This is a genomic window from Pseudomonas sp. SWRI179 (genome assembly GCF_014268705.1).
Lineage (GTDB): Bacteria > Pseudomonadota > Gammaproteobacteria > Pseudomonadales > Pseudomonadaceae > Aquipseudomonas > Aquipseudomonas zanjanensis.
The window spans coordinates 30,835-50,913 of the sequence record NZ_JABWRA010000002.1 but is presented as its reverse complement, the minus strand read 5'-3'; the positions used below and the strand labels follow the sequence as shown (position 1 = coordinate 50,913).

At 64.4% G+C, this 20,079-nt stretch carries 8 protein-coding genes; 3 read left to right on the top strand and 5 right to left on the bottom strand.

The features are described from left to right. Nucleotides 1–28: 28 nt before the first annotated feature. On the bottom strand, nucleotides 29–1,354 hold the full coding sequence (locus HU767_RS01565; RefSeq protein WP_186728307.1) for an FAD-binding oxidoreductase: 1,326 nt from the start codon (nucleotides 1,352–1,354) through the stop codon (nucleotides 29–31). A 1,046-nt stretch (nucleotides 1,355–2,400) separates the two neighbouring features. On the opposite strand from HU767_RS01565, the gene HU767_RS01560 reads away from it, so the two are divergent. Beyond that, nucleotides 2,401–3,879: an aldehyde dehydrogenase family protein gene (locus HU767_RS01560; protein WP_186728306.1), complete on the top strand. Its 1,479-nt coding sequence runs from the start codon at nucleotides 2,401–2,403 to the stop codon at nucleotides 3,877–3,879. Here HU767_RS01560 and HU767_RS01555 read toward each other — a convergent pair. Further along, on the bottom strand, nucleotides 3,868–4,737 hold the full coding sequence (locus HU767_RS01555) for an AraC family transcriptional regulator (protein WP_225917573.1): 870 nt from the start codon (nucleotides 4,735–4,737) through the stop codon (nucleotides 3,868–3,870). The genes HU767_RS01560 and HU767_RS01555 overlap by 12 nt on opposite strands. A gap of 420 nt (nucleotides 4,738–5,157) precedes the next feature. Between HU767_RS01555 and HU767_RS01550 the strand changes: the two genes are divergently transcribed. Continuing rightward, nucleotides 5,158–7,128, top strand: a complete 1,971-nt coding sequence (locus HU767_RS01550; RefSeq protein ID WP_238349395.1) for a TonB-dependent receptor — start codon at nucleotides 5,158–5,160, stop codon at nucleotides 7,126–7,128. 24 nt (nucleotides 7,129–7,152) lie between these two features. Here the strand turns inward: HU767_RS01550 and HU767_RS01545 are convergent, their stop codons facing one another. The 3 genes from HU767_RS01545 to HU767_RS01535 are packed head-to-tail and all read right to left on the bottom strand — an operon-like array spanning nucleotide 7,153 to nucleotide 13,310. Continuing rightward, entirely contained in the window at nucleotides 7,153–9,300 is a 2,148-nt protein-coding gene (locus tag HU767_RS01545) for a TonB-dependent receptor (RefSeq protein ID WP_186728304.1), read from the bottom strand. Between the two features lie 33 nt (nucleotides 9,301–9,333). Further along, nucleotides 9,334–12,429 (bottom strand): hypothetical protein, encoded by a 3,096-nt coding sequence (locus tag HU767_RS01540; protein WP_186728303.1) that lies wholly within the window; start codon nucleotides 12,427–12,429, stop codon nucleotides 9,334–9,336. After that, the gene (locus tag HU767_RS01535; protein ID WP_186728302.1) at nucleotides 12,426–13,310 is read right to left on the bottom strand and encodes an ABC transporter ATP-binding protein; all 885 of its coding nucleotides are present in this window, start codon (nucleotides 13,308–13,310) and stop codon (nucleotides 12,426–12,428) included. The genes HU767_RS01540 and HU767_RS01535 overlap by 4 nt, the downstream gene beginning before the upstream one ends. A 302-nt stretch (nucleotides 13,311–13,612) precedes the next feature. Here HU767_RS01535 and HU767_RS01530 point away from each other — a divergent pair, with 302 nt between their 5' ends. Then, nucleotides 13,613–20,050 carry a non-ribosomal peptide synthetase gene (locus HU767_RS01530; RefSeq protein ID WP_186728301.1) on the top strand — a complete coding sequence of 2,146 codons (6,438 nt, stop codon included), beginning with the start codon at nucleotides 13,613–13,615 and terminating at the stop codon, nucleotides 20,048–20,050. Nucleotides 20,051–20,079 lie beyond the last annotated feature (29 nt).

The following is a 20,079-nucleotide window of genomic DNA, read 5'->3' as shown; positions in this document are numbered from 1 at the left end:
GGTGTCGTGGCTTGGAGATCCTTTGTCCTCAGAACTCCGCGACCTTGCCCCAGGCTGAAGATTGGAAACGGTCCGGGTGATAAGGCCGCGGGTCGACCAGTGGGGTCATGTCACAGATAATGTCGGCGATCAAGTGGCCCGCCCCCGGGCCGATACCGAAGCCATGACCACTGAACCCCGCCGCCAGCACCAGGCCAGGGAGGCTGGCCATCTCGCCGATGCCGGGGACGCCATCCGGCGTGCTGTCCACATAGCCTGCCCAGGCTGCGGTGACCGACGACGCCTTCAGCGCCGGGATCAGGTCTACCGCGCGCTTGTAAGTCAACTCAACCGTCGAGGCGTCTGCTTTCGGATCCAGGATTCGCATGCGCTCCATCGGCGTTGGCTGGTCCAACCGCCAGCGACCCAAGCCTTCGTGTCCCGACTGGAAACCCTCCAGGCCACCGGGAGCCAGCTTGCGCCACCTGCGCTGGAACATTGGCAGGAACTGTGGGGCGAAACGCAGCAGTTGCAAGGTCGGGTCGACGCGCCCTCTGCCGCTGATGGCCAACGTCATCCCGCCATCGGCGCGACGGGTCATGGAGATTTCATCCGTATGGAGCGCATCCGGAATTTCTTTGGCGCCCTTGGACACCGACAGGATCGTTTGACGAATGGACGCCTGGGGAAAGCGAATGCCATATTGACGGCAGAAAGAGGATGCCCAGGCGCCACCGGCGAGCACCGCGAGTTGGGTGCGAATGGTGCCCTTCTCGGTGACGACCGCGGATAACCGCCCGCCTTCAGTCTCGAGGCCACGGGCGGCGCAGCCCTGGTGCACGGTGCCGCCCAGCTTGATGATGGCCCGTGCCACCGCCGGCGCGGCACGGGATGGGTCTGCTGTACCGTCGGTTGGTGAAAAGACCCCGCCTTTCCATGGCTTGCCCGTCACCCGACCCTGTTCGGCGGCCTGCTCCGCCGTCAGCATGTGGGTTTGCACATTGACGGTACGGGCGAACTCACCCCATTTTGCCCAACCGGCCAGCTCTTTCTCGTTGTTGCTCAGATAGAGCAGGCCACATCTTCTGAAGCCGGTGTCTTCCCCGGTCTCTGCCGCGAATTGCTCCCACAGATCCAGGCTTTTGGTCGACAGCGGCAGCTCGCGTGCGTCTCGATTCTGCTGGCGGCACCAGCCCCAGTTTCTACTCGACTGCTCTGCCCCCACGCGACCTTTTTCCACCAGCGCGACCTTCATGCCGCGCTTGGCCAGGTAATAGGCCGTGAAGGTCCCGATAATGCCGCCGCCGATCACGACAACGTCAGCGTGTGTCGGAAGTTCAGAATGCGTCTCTACGGAGATTAACGGTGCTGGCATTTTCAGGATGTCCATTGAGGGCCGGGGGCGTTTAAAAAAGCATCTTCTTCAGCCGGTCGGGTGCATCGGGCTTGCACTGAGGATGTATGACCAGGGCAAGCCGCTACTCCGTTCTGGAAGCATCAGTGCCATGCTGAATCTGGTGTTTATTACAACACCAAGAAACCGTGCATAAACGGTTAAAAGTATAGGTCGGCTGGTACAAAGCACCGTTTTGCGGGATGTGTTCAGCAGACTTTGCGGGGGCTTTGGTATTTGCTCCTGGGACGGGGAGTTGTGTGTGTATCCGTTTCTTCCCCCTACAATGGGCCCAGCTGTGAACACAAGACTCATGAACACCCAAGATTCCCTGTGGGAGCGAGCCTGCTCGCGAAGAGGCCGGCACATCCAACATCACCGCAAACTGACGCACCGCCTTCGCGAGCAAGCCCGCTCCCACAATGGGACTCGCTGTGAATACAAGACTCATGAACACCCCAAGATTTCCTGTGGGAGCGAGCCTGCTCGCTCCCACAATGGACCAGCTGTAAACACAAGACCTATGAACACCCAAGATTCCCTGTGGGAGCGAGCCTGCTCGCGAAGAGGGCGGCACCTCCAACATCACTGCAAATTGACACACCGCCTTCGCGAGCAGGCTCGCTCCCACAATGGGACTTGCTGTGAATACAAGACTCATGAACACCCAGGATTCCCTGTGGAAGCGAGCCTGCTCGCGAAGAGGCCGGCACACCCAACATCTCCGCAAATTGACACACCGCCTTCGCGAGCAAGCCCGCTCCCACAGGAGGAACGCGGTCCCACCAAGGATCAGGTCGGCTATCAGCCCGCCCCGCATGGCTGGCGTTCCAGTGCGAAGCACTCACAAAGAAGGGTCTGCTGCGCAGCCCAGCGGGAGCAAGCTCCCTCGCCACACGGTAATGACCAGTTAAACAGGCAGATACGGCAGATTCTCCTTTGCGCCCTTGAACAACGGCATATTGTCCCTGGGCTGCTTTGTTAGCGTATTGAGCAGACTCGCATACGGCTCGAAAGGAACGCCCTGGATGACTACCCAATCTTCAAATCGCTACAGCGTTGATCCGCAAACCGCCCCTCTGTTCTACATCAATGGCGGTTGGTCGGCGCCGGTCAGCCCGGCCAGTTTGCCGGTGGTCAATCCGGCAACCGAGGAAATCGTTGCACAGGTCGCCAGCGGGTCTGCCGAGGATGTCGATCGGGCGGTCGCGGCGGCGCGTGCCGCGTTTGCCGATTGGTCTGTGACTTCCACAGCGGCGCGCGCACGGGTGCTGGGCAAGATCCATGAGCTTATTCTTGAGCGCAAAGAGGCGTTTGCCCAGGCGATCTCCCTGGAAATGGGCGCCGCCATCGGTTCTGCACGGGCGATGCAAGTGCCCCTGGCGGCTGAGCACGTTCGGGTCGCCCGCGACTTGCTGGCCACGTATCGTTTCCAGGCCGTCGAGAACGGCACCGCGATCCAACGCGAACCTATCGGCGTCTGCGGCCTCATCACGCCGTGGAACTGGCCGCTTTATCAGATCACCGCAAAAGTCGCCGCGGCGCTGGCGGCCGGTTGTACGGTGGTGCTCAAGCCCAGTGAACTGTCGCCGCTCAGCGCTCTATTGTTCGCACAGGTGGTCCATGACGCAGGCCTTCCACCGGGCGTCTTCAACCTGGTGAACGGCAGCGGCCATGTGGTCGGCGCGGCGATGGCCGCACACCCGAGTGTCGACATGATTTCCATTACCGGCTCGAACCGCGCGGGTGCGCTGGTGGCCCAGGCGGCCGCGCCGACGGCGAAGCGGGTCGGGCAGGAATTAGGCGGCAAATCCCCGAATATCCTGCTGCCCGATGCCGACTTTGCCAAAGCCGTCCCACTGGGCGTCATGGCGGCGTTTCGCAACGTCGGGCAGTCATGCAGCGCCCCCACCCGGATGCTCGTACCCAAGGCCCGGCTGGCGGAGGTCGAAGCGCTAGCGGCCGCCACCGCCAATGCGATCATCGTCGGCGATCCGCAATCACCGGAAACGGTACTGGGCCCCATCGCCAATGAAGCCCAGTTCAATCGCGTCCAAGCCATGATCGAGGCCGGCCTGCATGAGGGCGCCAAACTGCTGTGCGGCGGACTGGGCCGCGTGCCGGGTTTTGAAAAGGGTTTCTACACCCGCCCGACGGTTTTCTCCGAGGTGGATAGCGCCATGCGGATCGCCCAAGAAGAAATCTTCGGGCCGGTGCTGTGCATCATTGCCTACGAAACCATCGATGAGGCAGTCGCTATCGCCAACGATACGATCTATGGCCTCGGCGCCCATGTTCAGTCAGAGGACCTTGATCTGGCGCGCGCGGTGGCTTCTCGTATCCGCGCGGGGCAAGTGCTCCTGAACTACCCGGCCTGGAATCCCATGGCGCCATTCGGTGGTTACAAGCGTTCGGGCAATGGTCGTGAGTACGGCGTCTTCGGCCTTGAGGAATATCTGGAAACCAAGGCGATCATCGGCTTTGGTGGCCCTGACCTAGATCGATAGCTTGTTTCTTCCGCCATGCTTGAGGAGCGAAGGGTTGATCCCGAACTGCTTGCGAAAGGCTGTGGCGAAATGGCTGGCATTGGCATAGCCGAGGTCCGACGCGATTCGCATCACCGACTCATCGCCGTTCAACAAGCGGCTACGGGCCTGGATCATCCGCGCTTGCTGGAAGACGCCGTAGACACTGTTGAAGAACAGCTGGCGGAACCCGCGGGTGAGCTTGGGCTGGCTCATGCCCGACTCGCGCGCCAGTTCCGATAAACTGGGTGCCTTGCCCAGGTCGGCTAGCAGGCGTTCGCGCGCACGCAACAGGCGTTGGCGGTCGATGTGGCTGACACGGCAGGTGCATTCCACGTTACGGCGTGCTTCCAGGAACAGGCTGACCAGGGTCACGCTCTGGCCATACAGCCAGAGGCCGCTTCGGGGCTGGCCCATTGGCAAGTCTGGGCTCGGGTCCATGGCCTTGCACAACAGATGCGCGGTCGCGCTCATTTCGCCACTGCGGTGGCCGTCCAGGAAACAATGATCGCAGGCCAGTGCCTTGTTCAGCAGCGGGTCGAGTTTCAACTCCCACTGTGACAGCACCTCGGGACGGATCATGACCGTGATGTTGTCGATCTCGCCATGCTGATGGTAGAGGCCATCGCGACGGCGGCCATAGCTGATGCAACCCGCGCCTTCGTCAATCACATAGCGGCGCTGCCGACGACCGTCACGGAAACTGCAGGCGGCCTTGCCCTTGAGCAAGTTGGTGAAGCTGAAATGAATGCAGTCGCTGTCATCCTGCAGGGGCAATTCGATTGGCTGCTCGAACTTGCTTTGCCAGCGCACGATGTCGAGTCCGTCCTGCAGGGCCATGCGCGTCACCCGACAATGCGCCCCGGGTCCGAGGTCGCTTCCATATTCTCCCGTAATGATTCGCGAGACCGGCATCGGCTCTCCTGCGCCTCCTTGAACGACTGACATCGTGAATCTCCTGGTTGACCGGATACGGCTCGAATCAGATCACATCGGGGTAGAGTTGTGCAATTGATAATTATTAGCATCTGGCGCGTCGCACACGCTGCGCTTATTCGTGTCTGCCGACGCTAACGCGCACCGCTCAAAACCCTCAGTCAAGGCCCCATTATGTCTGCACGACGCAACACGACGACGCCCCCTCGATCTTGCTACAAGCGTAATACTATAACAATAGTTTTAACTTGGACACTGGCCAGTCCAGTCCTTGCCGACAGCGGCGAAATCTTTGAATTGCCCGTCTCGACCGTGACTGCGCGCATGGAGCAGGAAGATCCCAAGAGCCTGCCCATCAGCCTTAGCGTGATCAGTGGCGAGCAACTGCGTACCCAGCGCCTCGACACGCTGGAAAGTGCCCTGCGCAATACCGCCGGGGTCAATGTCAATTCATCCGGCGGCCCCAATGACTTCAACGTGCTGATCCGTGGCGTCGGCTCGCTGTACCAGATGTCGATGGATGACAGCTCAGTGGCCTTCAACATCGACGGTGTGCCAGTCGCCTCCCGCAGCCTCGGCTTCGGCACCCTGGATATCGACCGCATCGAAGTGCTCAAGGGGCCCCAGGGCACGATGTCCGGTGCGATTGGCCAGGCGGGCGCGGTGAACATCACCACCCGCCAGCCAACCCGGGAACTGGAAGGTTATGTGCGCGGCGAAGTCGGCCAGGAGGGCCAGTTCCTCAGCGAAGGGGCCATCGGCGGGCCGATCAGCGACAACCTCAGCGGTCGCCTGGCGGTGCGCCGTGCCGGCTATGACAGCTGGATCGACAATGACCGGAACAACGATCCCATCACCCAGCCGCGCAACGAGGCTTATCGCGCCAGCCTGCTCTGGGACCTCAACGACGAGACCCAGGTGCTGTTCAGTGCCGAACGCCAGAAAACCGAGCGGGCCACCAACTCGCTGGTGCTGCGCCCCTACGGCAGTGACCCCAGCCTGGACCTGACGCCCGGCCTGTTCGACGACAATTACAAGACCACCGAACGCTATACGGTGAAGGTCGATCATGACTTCGCCAACAGTCGCCTGACCTCTACGACCGCCACCTCCACCGCCGACTTCGAGGGTTTGATCGCCTATGACAGCAAACTGATGGGCGCCCTGTACGGCACGCCCAGCGAGTACTGGGTGGTGGACACATCCTTCGAGCGCAGTTGGAGCCAAGACCTGCACTTGAGCTCACTGCCCGATTCCGAGACATTCTGGATCGCCGGCCTTGCCGCCAGCCGCAACGAGCGCAGCTACGACACCCCGCGCAACACCTATGGCACTGACAGTGCCAGGTTCCGCGATTTCACCACCACCACCTATGCCGGCTACGGCGAAGTCACCTTCCCGCTCAGCGAGCGCCTGAAACTCACCACGGGCTATCGCCATTCCTGGGATCGCAAGACCTACGATGGCCAATACATCAATGGTGCCAGCGCCGTGGATGATTCACGCCAGCTGACCGACCATTACGGCACCGGCCGCGTGGCCCTGAGCTACGCGCTCACCCCGCAAACCAACGTCTACGTGCAACTGGCGCGAGGTTACAAATCCGGGGGATTCAATGACTATGCGTCGCAGGTCAGCGACAGCGAGCCCTACAAGGCCGCCGTCAGCAGAGCCGCTGAACTGGGCTTCAAAAGTGAAACAGAAGACCGCCGCGGCAGCTTGAACGGTGCGCTGTTCTACACCCGCGTACACGACGACCACCTGCTGGGCTACAACGCGGCCACCTTCGCGACCAATGCGTTCAATGCCGATACTCGCACCCGCGGCGCCGAACTGGAAGGCACCTGGCATTTCGACCACGGCCTGACCCTGGCCGCCAGCGCCACTTACCTCGACGCCAAGATCACCAGCGCCGTCCACGGCATCCAGGCCGGCGATATCGCCGCCGGCAACCGTACCCCGGATGTGCCGCGCTGGAGCGGCAACTTCAACATCAATTGGCAGCACCCGTTGGGCACCTTCGCCAGCCTGGGCGAAACCACCCTGAACACCAGCCTCAATTACCGCCTGGTGGGCGAACGCGCCGCCGATCCGCAGAACCATTTCAACCTGGACAACTACGAGAAACTCGACCTGCGCGCAGGCCTGGAAAGCCGCTTCGGCGAAGTCTATGCCTTCGCCGACAACCTGCTGAACCAAACCTACGACACCTATGGTTTCTACAGCGAACCGGTGGCCTACGGTGCGCCGGCACGGCGGCGCACCTTGGGGGTCGGCTACACCTATCAGTTCTAACCTGCCCTTTGACTCAAGGGGCACTCAGAACGAATAGCTGTACCCCACGCCGGCCGAGCGTCCTCGGCCCGGCATGCCGGTCAGCACCTGGTCGGTGGAATACGAACCATACAAGTCATAGCGCGCATCGAGCAGGTTATCGCCCCACAGGTAGACTTCCGAACCGCCGCTCTCCACGCCCAGGTGCAGGTCCAACTTGGCATAGCCCTTGAGGTCGTAGTGATTCTGCGGGTCGGCCGGGCGATTTTTCTGCACGCGATAGTTGAGCAACGTATTGAGGCGCGGCGCCGGCAAGCCCAGGAACGCGCCCAGCTCTTTCTGCCAGGCGACGCTGAAGTTGCCGCTCCACAGCGGCACATCCGGCACGCGACTTCCCGCCGCGACATCACCGCCAGAAACCCCCGGTGCATCGGAGGTCACCACCGCGTTGGTGTAGCTGATGGCGCTGCCCACTGTCAGCTCATCCGTGACATGCCAGGTGCTCGACAGCTCGGCGCCCTTGCTGCGGGTGTCGGCATTCACGGCGCTGACCGCCAGGGTGTTGAAGTCATACCCCAACAGGTGATCGTCCTGCACCCGGGTCAGGAACAACGCCCCCTCGAGACTCAAGGCCCCCTCGGCGCTTTCGTGCTTGAAGCCGACTTCGACAGCGTTCACCTTCGCGGCCTTGTAGGGTTCGCTGTCCTTGACCGAGGTGGCGTAATCGTTGAATCCGGCGGATTTATAGCCTCGCGACAGTACCGCGTACAGGTTCGTCTGCGGCGTCAGTGTGTAGCTCAGCGCCACGCGCCCGGTGCTGTAGTTGTCCTGCAACCGACGGTTGTCGCCAACGGTATTGCCGCCGCTGGAATAGTCGGCCCCATAGGTCTTGCGGTCCCAGGTGTGGCGCAGGCCGGTGGTGAGTTTCCAGTCTTCGGCAATCGGGTACGTCACCTCGCCGTAGGCGGCATAACTGTTGGTGCTGAAATCGCGCCTCTGTTGTGCGCCGTTGGTGAAGTTGTCGGAATCGAAACTGCGCTCGGAGCGTGACAAGTTCACCCCGGTCACCCAGAACACATCGGCATCGGCCTGCGACCCCAAGCGCAGGTCGTGGCTCCACACACGCTCTTTGGCAGAATCCTCGATCAGGTATTCGAACGGCGAACCGTACAGCGCCTCGGTGATGTTGCGGTCGTAACCTTTGACCGCATTGAGGTCGGTGCTGGTGTAGGCGCTGATCGAGGTAATCCGCGACTGCGCCAGGTCATGGTTGAGTTCGAAGGAATAACGCTCGTTGGTCTTCTGGTTGCCATCGAACGTGCCGGGCGTGTAGTCCAGGCTGGGGCGGTTGCCAAAGGGGCGCAGCATCTCCAGGCCGGCATAATGCTCGGCGCGCTGGCGCTCGGCGGTCAGCAGGCCGGTCGTGCCTTGGTCGTTGTCCCACAGCAGGCTGCCGCGCAGGGCCAGGTCCCGTGGCTGGGTCAACGGGTCGCCATCCTGCTGGTCGTCGACCCAGTTATCGAAGCCACTGCGGCGCACGGCAATGCGCCCCGCCAGGGATTCGGTCAATGGCCCGCCCACGGCGCCTTCGGTCATGAACTGGCCTTGGCTACCGACTTCGCCGCGCACATAACCTTCCCGTTCGCGGGTCGGCTTGCGCGTGGTGACGTTGATCGCGCCCGCCTCGCTGTTACGTCCCAACAACGTGCCCTGAGGGCCCTTGAGCACCTCGACCTGCTCCACGTCGAGGGTGGCCATCGCCGCGTTGCGCACCGACATCGGCACCCCGTCCACATTCAGCACCACCGAGCCGTCGTCCATGCTCATCTGGTTCAGCGAACCGACACCGCGGATGCGCACATTGGCGTCGTTGGCGCCGCCCCAGGAATTCACATCCACCCCCGGTGTGGTGCGCAACGCGTCTTCCAGGGTGCGCAAGCGCCGGGTTTCGAGGGTTTGCCCGTCGATCACGGTAAGCCCGAAGGGAATGTCCTTGGCGCTTTCTTCGTTCAACCGAGCGCTGACCATCAACGGGGCCAGCTCGATCACCTCCGTGCTGGCGACAGGTTGATAATCAGCGGCATAGGCCGCGCACATCTGGCTGGACAAGGCCAGTGCCAGGGTTTGGGTCAAGACATTCTCCCGCCAGCCGAGGGGACGGCGCAGCGGTTTGATCGACAGCGGTGCTGACATGGAACAACTCCAGGCAAAAGGGATGGTTCAAATTCATTGCGCAGGCCCCCAGCGCTTGAGCGCTGGGGTGATCGCCTGGTCAGAGGGCGCGCCCAACAGGTGCTGGATCGCGGCGGGCCATCCCTGGCCATTTCGGATGCTTGCGGTCATTGCCGCCAGTTGTTCGGCGCTTTGTCCGGCCACCCAGTCCAGGCTGGCCAGCGGTGCATACGTCGCGACCCAGCCCTGTTCCCGGGCAGTGGCCAAGGTGCCGACGGGCTCGCCGTCATTGCTCAAGGCGCGGGTCAAATCATCGGCCATCAACTTCACCAAGGCCGAGCGGGCCTCAACGCCGTCGACGTCACCGACACACAGCAAGCCGATCGCGCCCGCCACACCCTGGCTCAGCCAGAGGTAACCCGGGGCCTGGCGCAGGTCGCTGGCATCGCTCAGCATTCGCCGTGCGAGCAGTTCGGCGATATGGGCACGGCGCGTCCAGCGCCCGACGCCTGCCTGCGCCACATCCCAATCCGGCGTCTGGCTGAGCACCAGATGGGCCTGGCTCAGATGACTGGCTCCCATGCCGGTCGGCCACTGGCTCAGGGCCTCGACGGTTGGGCGACTGCCCAGGCGCCGAGCCACACAGGCGGACATGACCTCCAAGTCTTCGCGCACCTCACGGGCGGTTTGTTGGCGACCGGCATCGGCGAGCACTTGCACGCCGTCGAGGTCTTGCGTAGCACCCATGTGATAGGCGAAATCCAGCGGTGCTGCGCTGTGACCATTGAACGTCTGGCCATCGACCTCGACCCGCCATTGCCACGCCCCCGCCGGTGCCACTGCGTCTACCGCGACTGCGGACCCTGCCGGCAAACTCGGCACATCAGGCGGCAAACCGGCTTCGGCTCGTTGGACCGGCGCGCGCAGCAAGCGCTCGCTGTCCAGGCCCAGGCGCGGCATCACGCGGCGCGCTTGCAGCCACACCCCTCGCGGCCCCAGCCAGAATGCGTCACCTTCGGACGGCCAGCCGGCGGCCTCCAGCGTCCAGTTCAGTTGCACGCTGCAGCCACTCGCCGCGCACTCCGCCAAAGGCACACGCAAATGCCCCGCCGCCTGTTCATAAACGACTGGCCTCCCCATGACGCTCACCGCCGTGACGTGCAACCCCGGCGGCAATTCTGCGTCCAGGTGCTCCTTGGCGGCGATCACGGTTCCCAGCGTCCACTCGCCGTCAACACGTCGGGCAACGCTGTCGATGCGCAAGTGCAAGCGTCCGTCCGCCACCTGCCAGGCGCCCGCCCCGGCCAGCCATCGCTGTTCCCATTCGGCGTGCTCGGCCCGTTCCTCGGCCACCGACCGGTAGTCGCCCTGCTCCACCAGATGCCGATGCAACAGCGCGCCGCTGCCCAGCAAACCCACGGCCCCCAACACCAGCAATACACCGGGCAAGCCCAGCAAGCTGCGGCGCACATCCCTCAGACGGCGCCGCTCCGGCCCACGGGGCAAGGCCAACGCCGCCACCGCAACCATCACCAGGCAGCCGGCCAGTTTCCAGCTGGTCAAAGTGGCAAGATAAGGCAGCCAGGGCGCCCAGCCCGTGAGTTGCGACAAGGCCACGTGGGCCGGTATCGCCATGGCATAGGCGGGATAGCTGACCAGCCCCAATTCATGGTTGAGCACCAGGAAAAACGTCAACAGCATGGACGTCGCATACGCCAGGCCGGATCGACGAATCAAGGCATGCACCAGCACCGTGAGCATCGCCAGTTCCAGCAACGGCGGCGCGAACACCAGTGTTTGATAGATCAGCACAAAGCCCGGTGCCCAGTTGTCGGGGGCGACCAGCGCGCTGATCACCAGGCTGGCAACCCCCGGCACCAGCGCCAAGGCCAGCGTCGCCACCAGCACGCAGGCCACTCGTCCCAACAAACGCAGCCACGCCGGCGCCGGGGTGGCCTGTAACATTGCGCCCAGGCCTTCCACGTCATCGCGCCGGCAAACCAGCCCCACCAGCGCCGCGACAATGAAGGCGATCACCAGGAACGACGCGCTCGATAACAACGGCAAGATCAGGTCCGGTCGCGGCACCATCGGCCCGCGCGCATGCCACACGATATGAACAAACCCGCTGAGTATGCCCATGGCCAGCAACAAGCCGAGGGCAACCCAGCCGATGCGCCGGGCAAACAACTGCCGCACCTGCCAGCGAACCTCGCACCACAACGCCCGCGGCCAGCGGCTGGCGGGTAACGGGCCAGGCAAGCGCACGTGGCTCGCCAACAGCATTGGCGGCTCGGCCAACACGGCGCCACTGCGGCGGCCCATCAAGCCCTGGCGGCTGGTGCGGGCCAGGACGACGGCCAGCAGCAGCAACGGCAACCCACACCACAGCGCGCGGTTAAGCCAGAACCCCGGGGTCAACGCCAACAGCGATTGGGATTTCTGCGCGGCGTTCCAGGTCTCCACCTGGGCCTGGGCAAAGGTGAACAGTGACGGATCGAGGCTGGCCGCCAACAGCGGGTTGATATGCCCGCCCTTGAGCACCACCACGGCGAACATCCACAACAGCATCAGCACCGTCGCCAAGGCAAACGGTGCGGCCAGGCCTCGGCTGCGCAAGGCCAGCAAGTAATACAACGCGCCAATCCCGGTGCTCACTGGTAACAGCAAGGCGACCCAGGCAAACCCCAGCGCCGACCACATGGGGGCGCCGATGCTAGCCGCCGGCACCCAGCCGAGCCAGCCCAGCACCGGGCTGACGAGAAAGCCGACGATCAATGAACTGGCGAGCAAGCCACCCACCAACGCCGCGCCGATAAAACGTCCCCACAGCAGCGCCGGCAGGGACAACGGCAAGGCCAACAGCACTTCTTCCAATTGCGCCTTGCGGTCCCTCAGGGCCGGCTGGGCAAACACCCAGGCCCAGGCAAAAAACAGGAAGAACATACAGCCGCACGACATCAGGTAAATCAGGCTCGGCGCATTGCGGGCGATATCGCTGGCGCCCATCTTTTGCACATAGTCGGCATTGGTCAGGGCCATCAGCAGGTAGCCGGTCAGGCCAAGGAACACCAGCAACGGAATGCCGCTGCGCAACCCGGCGCGCACTTCCACCCAGGCCTCGCGCATCAGCAGAGCAAAGGTATTCATGCGTCGATCGCCTCACCTGCCTGCGCCAATGCCAGGTAATAGATGTCTTCCAGGCGCGGCGCATGGGGCACGAAACGTGGATCGGCAGGACGCTCGCCATGGACGATGACGCGGCTGCCCTGCGGGCTGGCGGCCACATGCAAGGCAGCGGGCAGCGACTCGCCACGGTCGAAGGACGCTTCCCACAATCGGCCCTGCTCGGCACCCAGCAACTGCGCCGGGCTACCTTCGACAAGGATCTGCCCAGCGGCCAGCACCGCCAGTCGGCTGCAGAGGTTCTCGACGTCTTCGACGATATGGGTCGAAAGCAGCACGATGGACTCAGCGGCGACATCGGCCAACACCCGATGGAAACGGTTGCGCTCCGCCGGGTCGAGGCCAGCCGTGGGCTCATCAACGATCAACAAGCGTGGCGAACCGACCAACGCCATGGCGATGCCGAACCGGCGCAGCATGCCGCCCGAATAGGTGGCGAGCGCTCGATGGGCGGCCTGCTGGAGGTTGACCTTGTCCAGCAGGCCCTCGATTTCCTCGCGGCGCTGGCGGCTGTCGGTGCGCCCCTTGAGCCAGGCAAAACGGTCGAGCAAGTCCCGTGCGCTCACGCCCGGATACGCACCCAATTGCTGCGGCAGATAGCCCAGGCGGCGGCGCAAATGATCGGAGTCGGCCAACACATCCGTCCCGTCCAGGTGAATGCTGCCGGCGTCGGGTTGCTGCAGGGTCGCCAGGGTCCGCATCAAGCTGCTTTTGCCCGCGCCATTGGGCCCCAGCAAGCCATACATCCCGGGGCCGACACTCAGGTCCACGCCGCGCAGCGCCTCGACGCCGTTGGGGTAGCGCTTGCGCAGGCCGCGCACTTGTAAACCCGAATCGACAGACATCCGTAACTCCAATCAGAGGGACACAGGCCCGGCAAGGGGCGGCGAGCGACGGTAGTCAAGGCCATGGGCCGGGCTCTACCCGATTCAAGTCATTTTCCAACCGCATCCTGCGGGCGATTGGCGTTGTGCGTAGCCACCACGGCACTGCAACCGGTGAGCGAGACGCGGATGCGGGGCAAAAACGATTCGATCCGGGTAGTTGGCAAAATGAGAATGACTAGCATCTTCCCCCAAGCAACTTCCTGCCCCCAGCGCCTGGGCCAACCCCGGTCCGGGCCCTAGCAATGAGAAGACGTTGAGCCATGGCCACTCCCAGCACCTCAACCGCAACACTGCTGCGCCAATCCCTGTCCCAGGCCCTCGACCTGCCCGCCGACCAGATTCCCCTGGAGGCGAACCTGATCGAATGGGGGCTGGATTCCGTCACCCTGATTCGTCTCGCCGGCCAATGGCGCCGCCATGGCCTGGCCGCGCGTTTTGCCGACCTGATCGCCGACCCGCGCCTGTCAGCCTGGTTGGCCATGCTTGAGGTGGCTCCCCAAGTGCCGGCGGCGGTCACCGCGCCTGCGGACGACGGCCAGCCTTTCGAACTGGCGCCGATGCAACACGCCTATTGGATCGGACGCGCCCCCGGCCAGCAGCTGGGCGGTGTCGCCGCGCACTTCTATAACGAATTCGATGGCCGCGACGTCGACCCGATCCGCTTGGAAGCCGCCGTACGGGCGTTGCTGGCGCGCCACCCGATGTTGCGCGCGCAGTTTCTCGACGACGGTCGCCAGCGGATCCTCGCCCGCAGCCCCTGGCCGGGATTGAAGGTGCATGACCTGCGCCAGGCCAGCGCCGAGCAACAGCAACAACGGCTGTCGGCGTTGCGCACTGAGTTATCCCACCGCCAATTGGCCGTTGAACAAGGCCAGGTGCTGGACATCCAGTTGTCGTTGCTACCCGACGGGACGCGCCTGCACTTGAACCTCGACATGCTCGCCGCCGATGCCCTGAGCCTGCGCACCCTGCTCGGCGACCTGGTGCAGCTGTATCGCCAGCAGCCCTTGGCCGCGCTGGACTACAGCTTTGCCCGTTACCTGGCCGACCTGCGCCGTGAACACGCCAGTCCCGAGCAACGTGCGGTTCATCAACAGGCCCGTGACTATTGGTTGCAGCGCCTGGATCGGTTGCCCGGCGCCCCGCGCTTGCCCATCAAGCCCCAGGGCGACGATCGCCAAGTGCGACGCCGTCACCACTGGCTACCGCCGTCCCAGCGCCAGGCCTTCGAGCGCCACGCCCGGGAGCACGGCCTGACGCCGGCGATGGCCTTGGCGGCGGTGTTCTGCGAAGCCCTTGGCGCCTGGTGCGAGACGCCCGAGCTGCTGCTCAATTTGCCGTTGTTCAACCGCACGCCACTGCATGCCGATGTCGAGCGCCTGGTTGGCGATTTCACCTCATCGATCCTACTGGCGTGGGACGGTCACGTCAGCGGCACGTTCGCCGCTCGTGCCACGGCCCTGCAACGGCGCTTCCACAGCGATGCGGCACACAGCGCGTTTTCCGGCCTGGAGGTGTTGCGCGAACTGTCCCGCCAACGCGGTGAGCAAGTGTTGGCACCGGTGGTGTACACCAGCGCCCTGGGGTTGGGGGAATTGTTCGCCGAGGGCGTGCAAGGGTGTTTCGGCCAACCGGCCTGGATCATTTCCCAAGGCCCGCAAGTGTGGCTCGACGCCCAGGTCACCGAGTTGGACGGCGGTGTCCTGGTCAATCTCGACGCCCGTGAAGGGTTGTTCGCCGACGGTGTACTGGATGGGTTGTTCGAGGCGTATACCGGGCTGTTACAGCGCCTGTGTTTTGAAGCTTCGGCCTGGGACCTGTCGCCTCCGGCGCTGATCCCTGCCAGCCAACTTGACCTCCGCAATGGCGTCCAGGGCCAGGCGGCGCCGCTGCCGGTACAACGCTTGCACGAAGCCTTTTTTGCCCAGGCGCGCCTGACACCCACCCTGCCCGCGTTGCTGCACGGCGATCATCCCGTTATCACCTACGGCGAACTCGCCGAACGTGCTCTACACGTGGCGGCGTACCTGGAAGGCCAAGGCGTGCGGCGCGGTGACGTGGTGGCGCTGCAACTGCCCAAGGGACCCGAGCAGGTGATCGCGGTGCTGGGCATCCTGGCGTGCAGCGCCACGTACCTGCCCATCAGCGTCGATCAACCCGCGACGCGTTGCCGGAAAATCTGTAATTCGTCGGGCGCGCGCTTATTGCTCACGCAACTGCCCGCCGCCAGCACGGCGCTGGACGCCCCCCGGCCCGGAGCGATCAGCGACCTGGCGTACATCCTCTATACCTCCGGTTCCACAGGTGAACCCAAGGGCGTGGAAATCAGCCATCAGGCCGCCGCCAACACGCTGGAAGACCTGCAACGGCGCTTGCAACTGAACAGCGACGATCGAATCCTCGCGCTCTCGGCCCTGGAGTTCGACTTGTCGGTATTCGACCTGTTTGCCGCGCTGTCGACTGGGGCGGCGGTGATCGGTATCGAGCCCGGGGCCCAGCGTGATGCCGGACGCTGGCGTGAGCTGGCCCTGCGGCATCGCGCCAGCGTGCTCAATTGCGTGCCAGCGTTGCTCGACATGCTGCTCGGTTGCGCCCCCGCCGGTGCCAGCCTGCCCCTGCGCGCGGTATTGCTTGGCGGCGACAAAGTCGCTCCGGACCTGGCGCCACGGTTGTGGACCCAAGCCCCCGGCTGCCGTTTCATGGCCTTGGGCGGCGCCACCGAAACCGCCATTCACTCGACCCTGTTCGAAGTGCTGCCCGGCCAACCCTTGTCCTGGCACTGCCTGCCCTATGGCACGCCGCTGGACAATGTCCGCTTGCGCATCGTCGACCCACACGGCCATGACTGCCCCGACTGGGTGGCCGGCGAACTGTGGATCGGCGGCGCCGGTGTTGCCGAGGGTTATCGCGGCGACCGGGTGCGCACAGCTGAACGTTTCGTCGACTATCAAGGCTTGCGTTGGTACCGCACCGGCGACAGTGCGCGCTATCACCCCGATGGTAACGTCGAATTCCTCGGGCGCACCGATTTCCAACTCAAACTGCACGGCTACCGCATCGAAGCCGGGGAAGTCGAAACCGCCTTGCTGGCCTGGCCCGGCGTCGAGCAGGCGGTGGCGCTGCTGGCCGGCCAGCAGTTGGCGGCAGTGGTGCGCCTGACAGACGGCCCCGTGATGCCCAAACGCCTGGACCCACAGGGGTTGGCCGAACATCTGGCCGAGCACCTGCCGGGCTACATGATCCCCAGCACTGTCCTGGGCTGCGCGCAGTTGCCCTTGACCGGCAATGGCAAGGTGGATCGCAAGGTACTGAACGACTGGCTGGCGGCCAACAGCGCCCCGGTGCAGGCCAACCTGTCCGCTCCCTGTGGCGACATCGAAACCCTGGTGGCCCATGCCTGGCAGCAGTTACTAGGCTGCGCTGAGGTCTGCCGAGAACACAACTTCTTCGCCCTGGGCGGCGACTCCCTGAGCGCCACCCGCCTGGTGCGTTTGCTTGCAGAGCAAGGGCTGGGAGGCGCGCGGATCGCCCAGGTATTCGCCAAACCGGTGCTGGCGCATTTTTGTGCCGATTTGCATCGACAGGCCCTAGCCGAACCGCGGCACACGATTGTGCCCGACCTGCCGCAACGCCATGCGCCCTTCCCCATGACCGAGGTGCAACAGGCCTATTGGCTGGGCCGCGACCCGAGCCTGGTGCTGGGCGGCGTCAGCTGCCACTTCTATCGCGAGTACGACGTCGAGGACCTCGACCTGCCGCGCCTGCAAACCGCGCTGGATCGCTTGATCGAGCGCCACGAAATGCTCCGCGCCGTGTTCGATCAATGCGGCCAGGCGCGCATCCTGCCCCTGCAACAGCTGCCGTCCTTCGAAATCGGCCAGGGCTACGCCCACCTCGACGACTTGCGCGAATACTGTGCCCATCGCGTGTTCGATCCGGGCCAGTGGCCGCTGTTCGATGTGCAGGCCGTGACTCATGGCCGCTACACGCGGCTGGCCATCAGCCTGGACAACCTGATCCTCGATGCCCTGAGCATCCTGCGCTTCTACGCAGAACTCGATGCCATTTACCGTGACCCTGGGTTGACGCTGGCGCCGCTGGAACTGTCGTTCCGCGACTATCAACTGCAATCCGCCGTGGACGCGGGCGAGCTGCAAGCCGCGCAACACTTCTGGCAAGAACGCCTGCCCGAGTTGCCGCCGCACCCGCAACTGCCGCTGGCGGCCGACCCCGCCAGCCTGGGTCAACCGCGCTTCCAACGCCTGCAAGGACAAATCGACGCCCAAGCCTGGCGGGCGATCCTGGCCAAGGCCCAACAACAGGGCCTCACCGCCTCGGCCGTGCTGCTCTGCGCGTTTGCCGAAACCCTCGGCCGCTGGAGTGCACGTCCCGACCTCAGCCTCAACCTCACGCTGTTCGATCGTCGGGCGCTGCATCCCCAGATCGATCAGGTCATGGGCGATTTCACCTCCCTCACGCTACTCGGTTATGTTCCGCTGCCCGGCGAACGCTGGGTCGACCGCGCCCGGCGTACCCAGCGCACCCTGGGCGAGGCGCTGGAGCACCGTTGCCTCGGCTCGGTCAGCCTGTTGCGGCAGCTGGCCCGGGGCAATGGCGAGCAACAGGTGAGCATGCCCGTGGTATTCACCAGTGCGCTCGGGGTCCCGGATGGCACGGCCGCGCCGGTGGACGGGCCGTTTGCCCGGCAAGTCTTTGGCCTGACCCAAACCCCGCAGGTCTGGCTCGACCATCAGGTGGTGGAAGCCAACGGCGGCATCGCCCTGAATTGGGACTACGTGGTCGGCCTGTTTCCCGAAGGCCTGGTGGAAGGGATGTTCGATGCCTACTTGTACAGCTTGAACTGGCTGGCCGAGCACACCTGGGACAACCCACCGCCCGACCTGCTGCCCCAAGCCCAGGCGCAGTTGCGTGCCCAGCTCAATGCCCCGGGCCCGAGCGTGCCGGGTGACCCGACCTTGCACCAGGGCTTCTTCGAACAGGCACGCCAAGCGCCCCAACGCCCGGCGTTGTTGTGGGGTGAGCATGGCATGCTCAGCTATGGCGAACTGGCCGAGCAGGCGCTGCGCATTGCCCGCAGCCTGATGGACGCCGGCGTGGTACCGGGCGACCTGGTGGCGGTGTCCCTGGCGAAGGGGCCACGACAGATCGCCAGCGTGCTGGGCATCCTGGCCGCGGGCGCCGCGTACCTGCCGGTCGGGGTCGACCAACCGCTGCAACGTTGCCAGCGCATCCTGCAGCAGGCCGGCGTCACCCTGATCCTGGCCGGGTATGACCCGCAATTGCCCAGCGTCAAACACCTCGACCCGCTCCACGCGCTGGACGCCGAACCGCTGTCGGCGCCGCTCGCCGTCTCGGCCGCGGAGCTGGCCTACGTGATCTACACCTCCGGCTCCACGGGCCAGCCCAAGGGCGTGGAAATCACCCACCGCGCCGCGATGAACACCGTGGCCGAGATCAATCGTTGCTATGGCATCGACGCCAGCGACCGCACGCTGGCCCTGTCCGCACTGGATTTCGACCTGTCGGTGTACGACCTGTTCGGCCTGCTGTCGGTGGGCGGTGCGCTGGTCTTGATCGAGGAGGACCAGCGCCGCGATGCCCGGGCCTGGCTCAAAGCGTTGCAACACCATCGCGTGACCCTGTGGAACAGCGTGCCGGCCTTGCTGGATATGCTGCTGGAAGCCAATGCCCACGACCGCCAGCCACTGGGCCTGAACGTGGCGTTGCTGTCGGGCGACTGGATTGGCCTCGACCTGCCCCAACGCCTGCGGCAACAGGCGCCAGACTGTCGTTTTATCGCCTTGGGCGGCGCCACCGAAGCGGCGATCTGGTCGAACCATTACCCGGTGGAGCAAGCGCTGCCGGGTTGGCGCTCGATCCCCTACGGCGTGCCACTGGCCAACCAGGCCTACCGAGTGGTCGATGCCCTGGGCCGCGACTGTCCGGATTGGGTCACCGGTGAGCTGTGGATTGGTGGCGCCGGCGTCGCCCGCGGCTATCGCCACGCGCCGCAGTTGAATGCCGAGCGCTTTGTCGACGGCTGGTACCGCACCGGCGACCTGGGTCGCTACCACCCCGATGGCCTGCTGGAGTTTCTCGGGCGCGCCGACAGCCAGGTGAAGATTGGCGGCCATCGCATCGAACTGGGCGAAATCGAGGCGGCCCTCGCTCGCCACCCCTGCGTCACCAGGGCCGTGGCGCTGGTCACCGACAACCGGCTGATGGCCGCCGTGACGGCCAGCACCGACGCACAGGTCTTGGCACGACACCTGGAGCAGTGCTTGCCGGGGTACATGCGCCCGGAACACGTCCTGGTGCTGGAACACTTGCCCCTGAGCAGCAACGGCAAGATCGATCGCCGGGCACTGCAGGCGCGATTGGCCGACGCCGCCCAGTCGTGCCCGGTGGCGGACGAGCAACCGCTGCGCCCGGAAGAACAACTGATCGCCGAGCTCTGGCAGCAATTGCTCAACGTGCCGAGCGTGTCGCGCCACGACAACTTTTTCCGCCTCGGTGGCGACAGCCTCCTGGCCACGCGTTTTCTCGAAATGCTGCGTAACCGCGTAGGCCTTGAACTGCCCATGGGCCAGTTGTTCGGCGCCGCCACCTTGACGGAGGTGGCGCAGATCCTTGAGCGCCAACCTGCCTCGGACACCGTTGAAGAGGGCGTCATCTGATGCCCGCACAACCCCTCTTTTCTCCAGGA

What these genes read in the sequence shown, in the direction of transcription:
- HU767_RS01560 (WP_186728306.1), top strand. Translation starts at nt 2,401, where the DNA reads ATGACTACCCAATCTTCAAATCGCTACAGCGTTGATCCGCAAACCGCC.
- HU767_RS01555 (WP_225917573.1), bottom strand. Translation starts at nt 4,737, where the DNA reads ATGGCCCTGCAGGACGGACTCGACATCGTGCGCTGGCAAAGCAAGTTC.
- HU767_RS01540 (WP_186728303.1), bottom strand. Translation starts at nt 12,429, where the DNA reads ATGAATACCTTTGCTCTGCTGATGCGCGAGGCCTGGGTGGAAGTGCGC.
- HU767_RS01550 (WP_238349395.1), top strand. Translation starts at nt 5,158, where the DNA reads ATGGAGCAGGAAGATCCCAAGAGCCTGCCCATCAGCCTTAGCGTGATC.
- HU767_RS01565 (WP_186728307.1), bottom strand. Translation starts at nt 1,354, where the DNA reads ATGCCAGCACCGTTAATCTCCGTAGAGACGCATTCTGAACTTCCGACA.
- HU767_RS01545 (WP_186728304.1), bottom strand. Translation starts at nt 9,300, where the DNA reads ATGTCAGCACCGCTGTCGATCAAACCGCTGCGCCGTCCCCTCGGCTGG.
- HU767_RS01530 (WP_186728301.1), top strand. Translation starts at nt 13,613, where the DNA reads ATGGCCACTCCCAGCACCTCAACCGCAACACTGCTGCGCCAATCCCTG.
- HU767_RS01535 (WP_186728302.1), bottom strand. Translation starts at nt 13,310, where the DNA reads ATGTCTGTCGATTCGGGTTTACAAGTGCGCGGCCTGCGCAAGCGCTAC.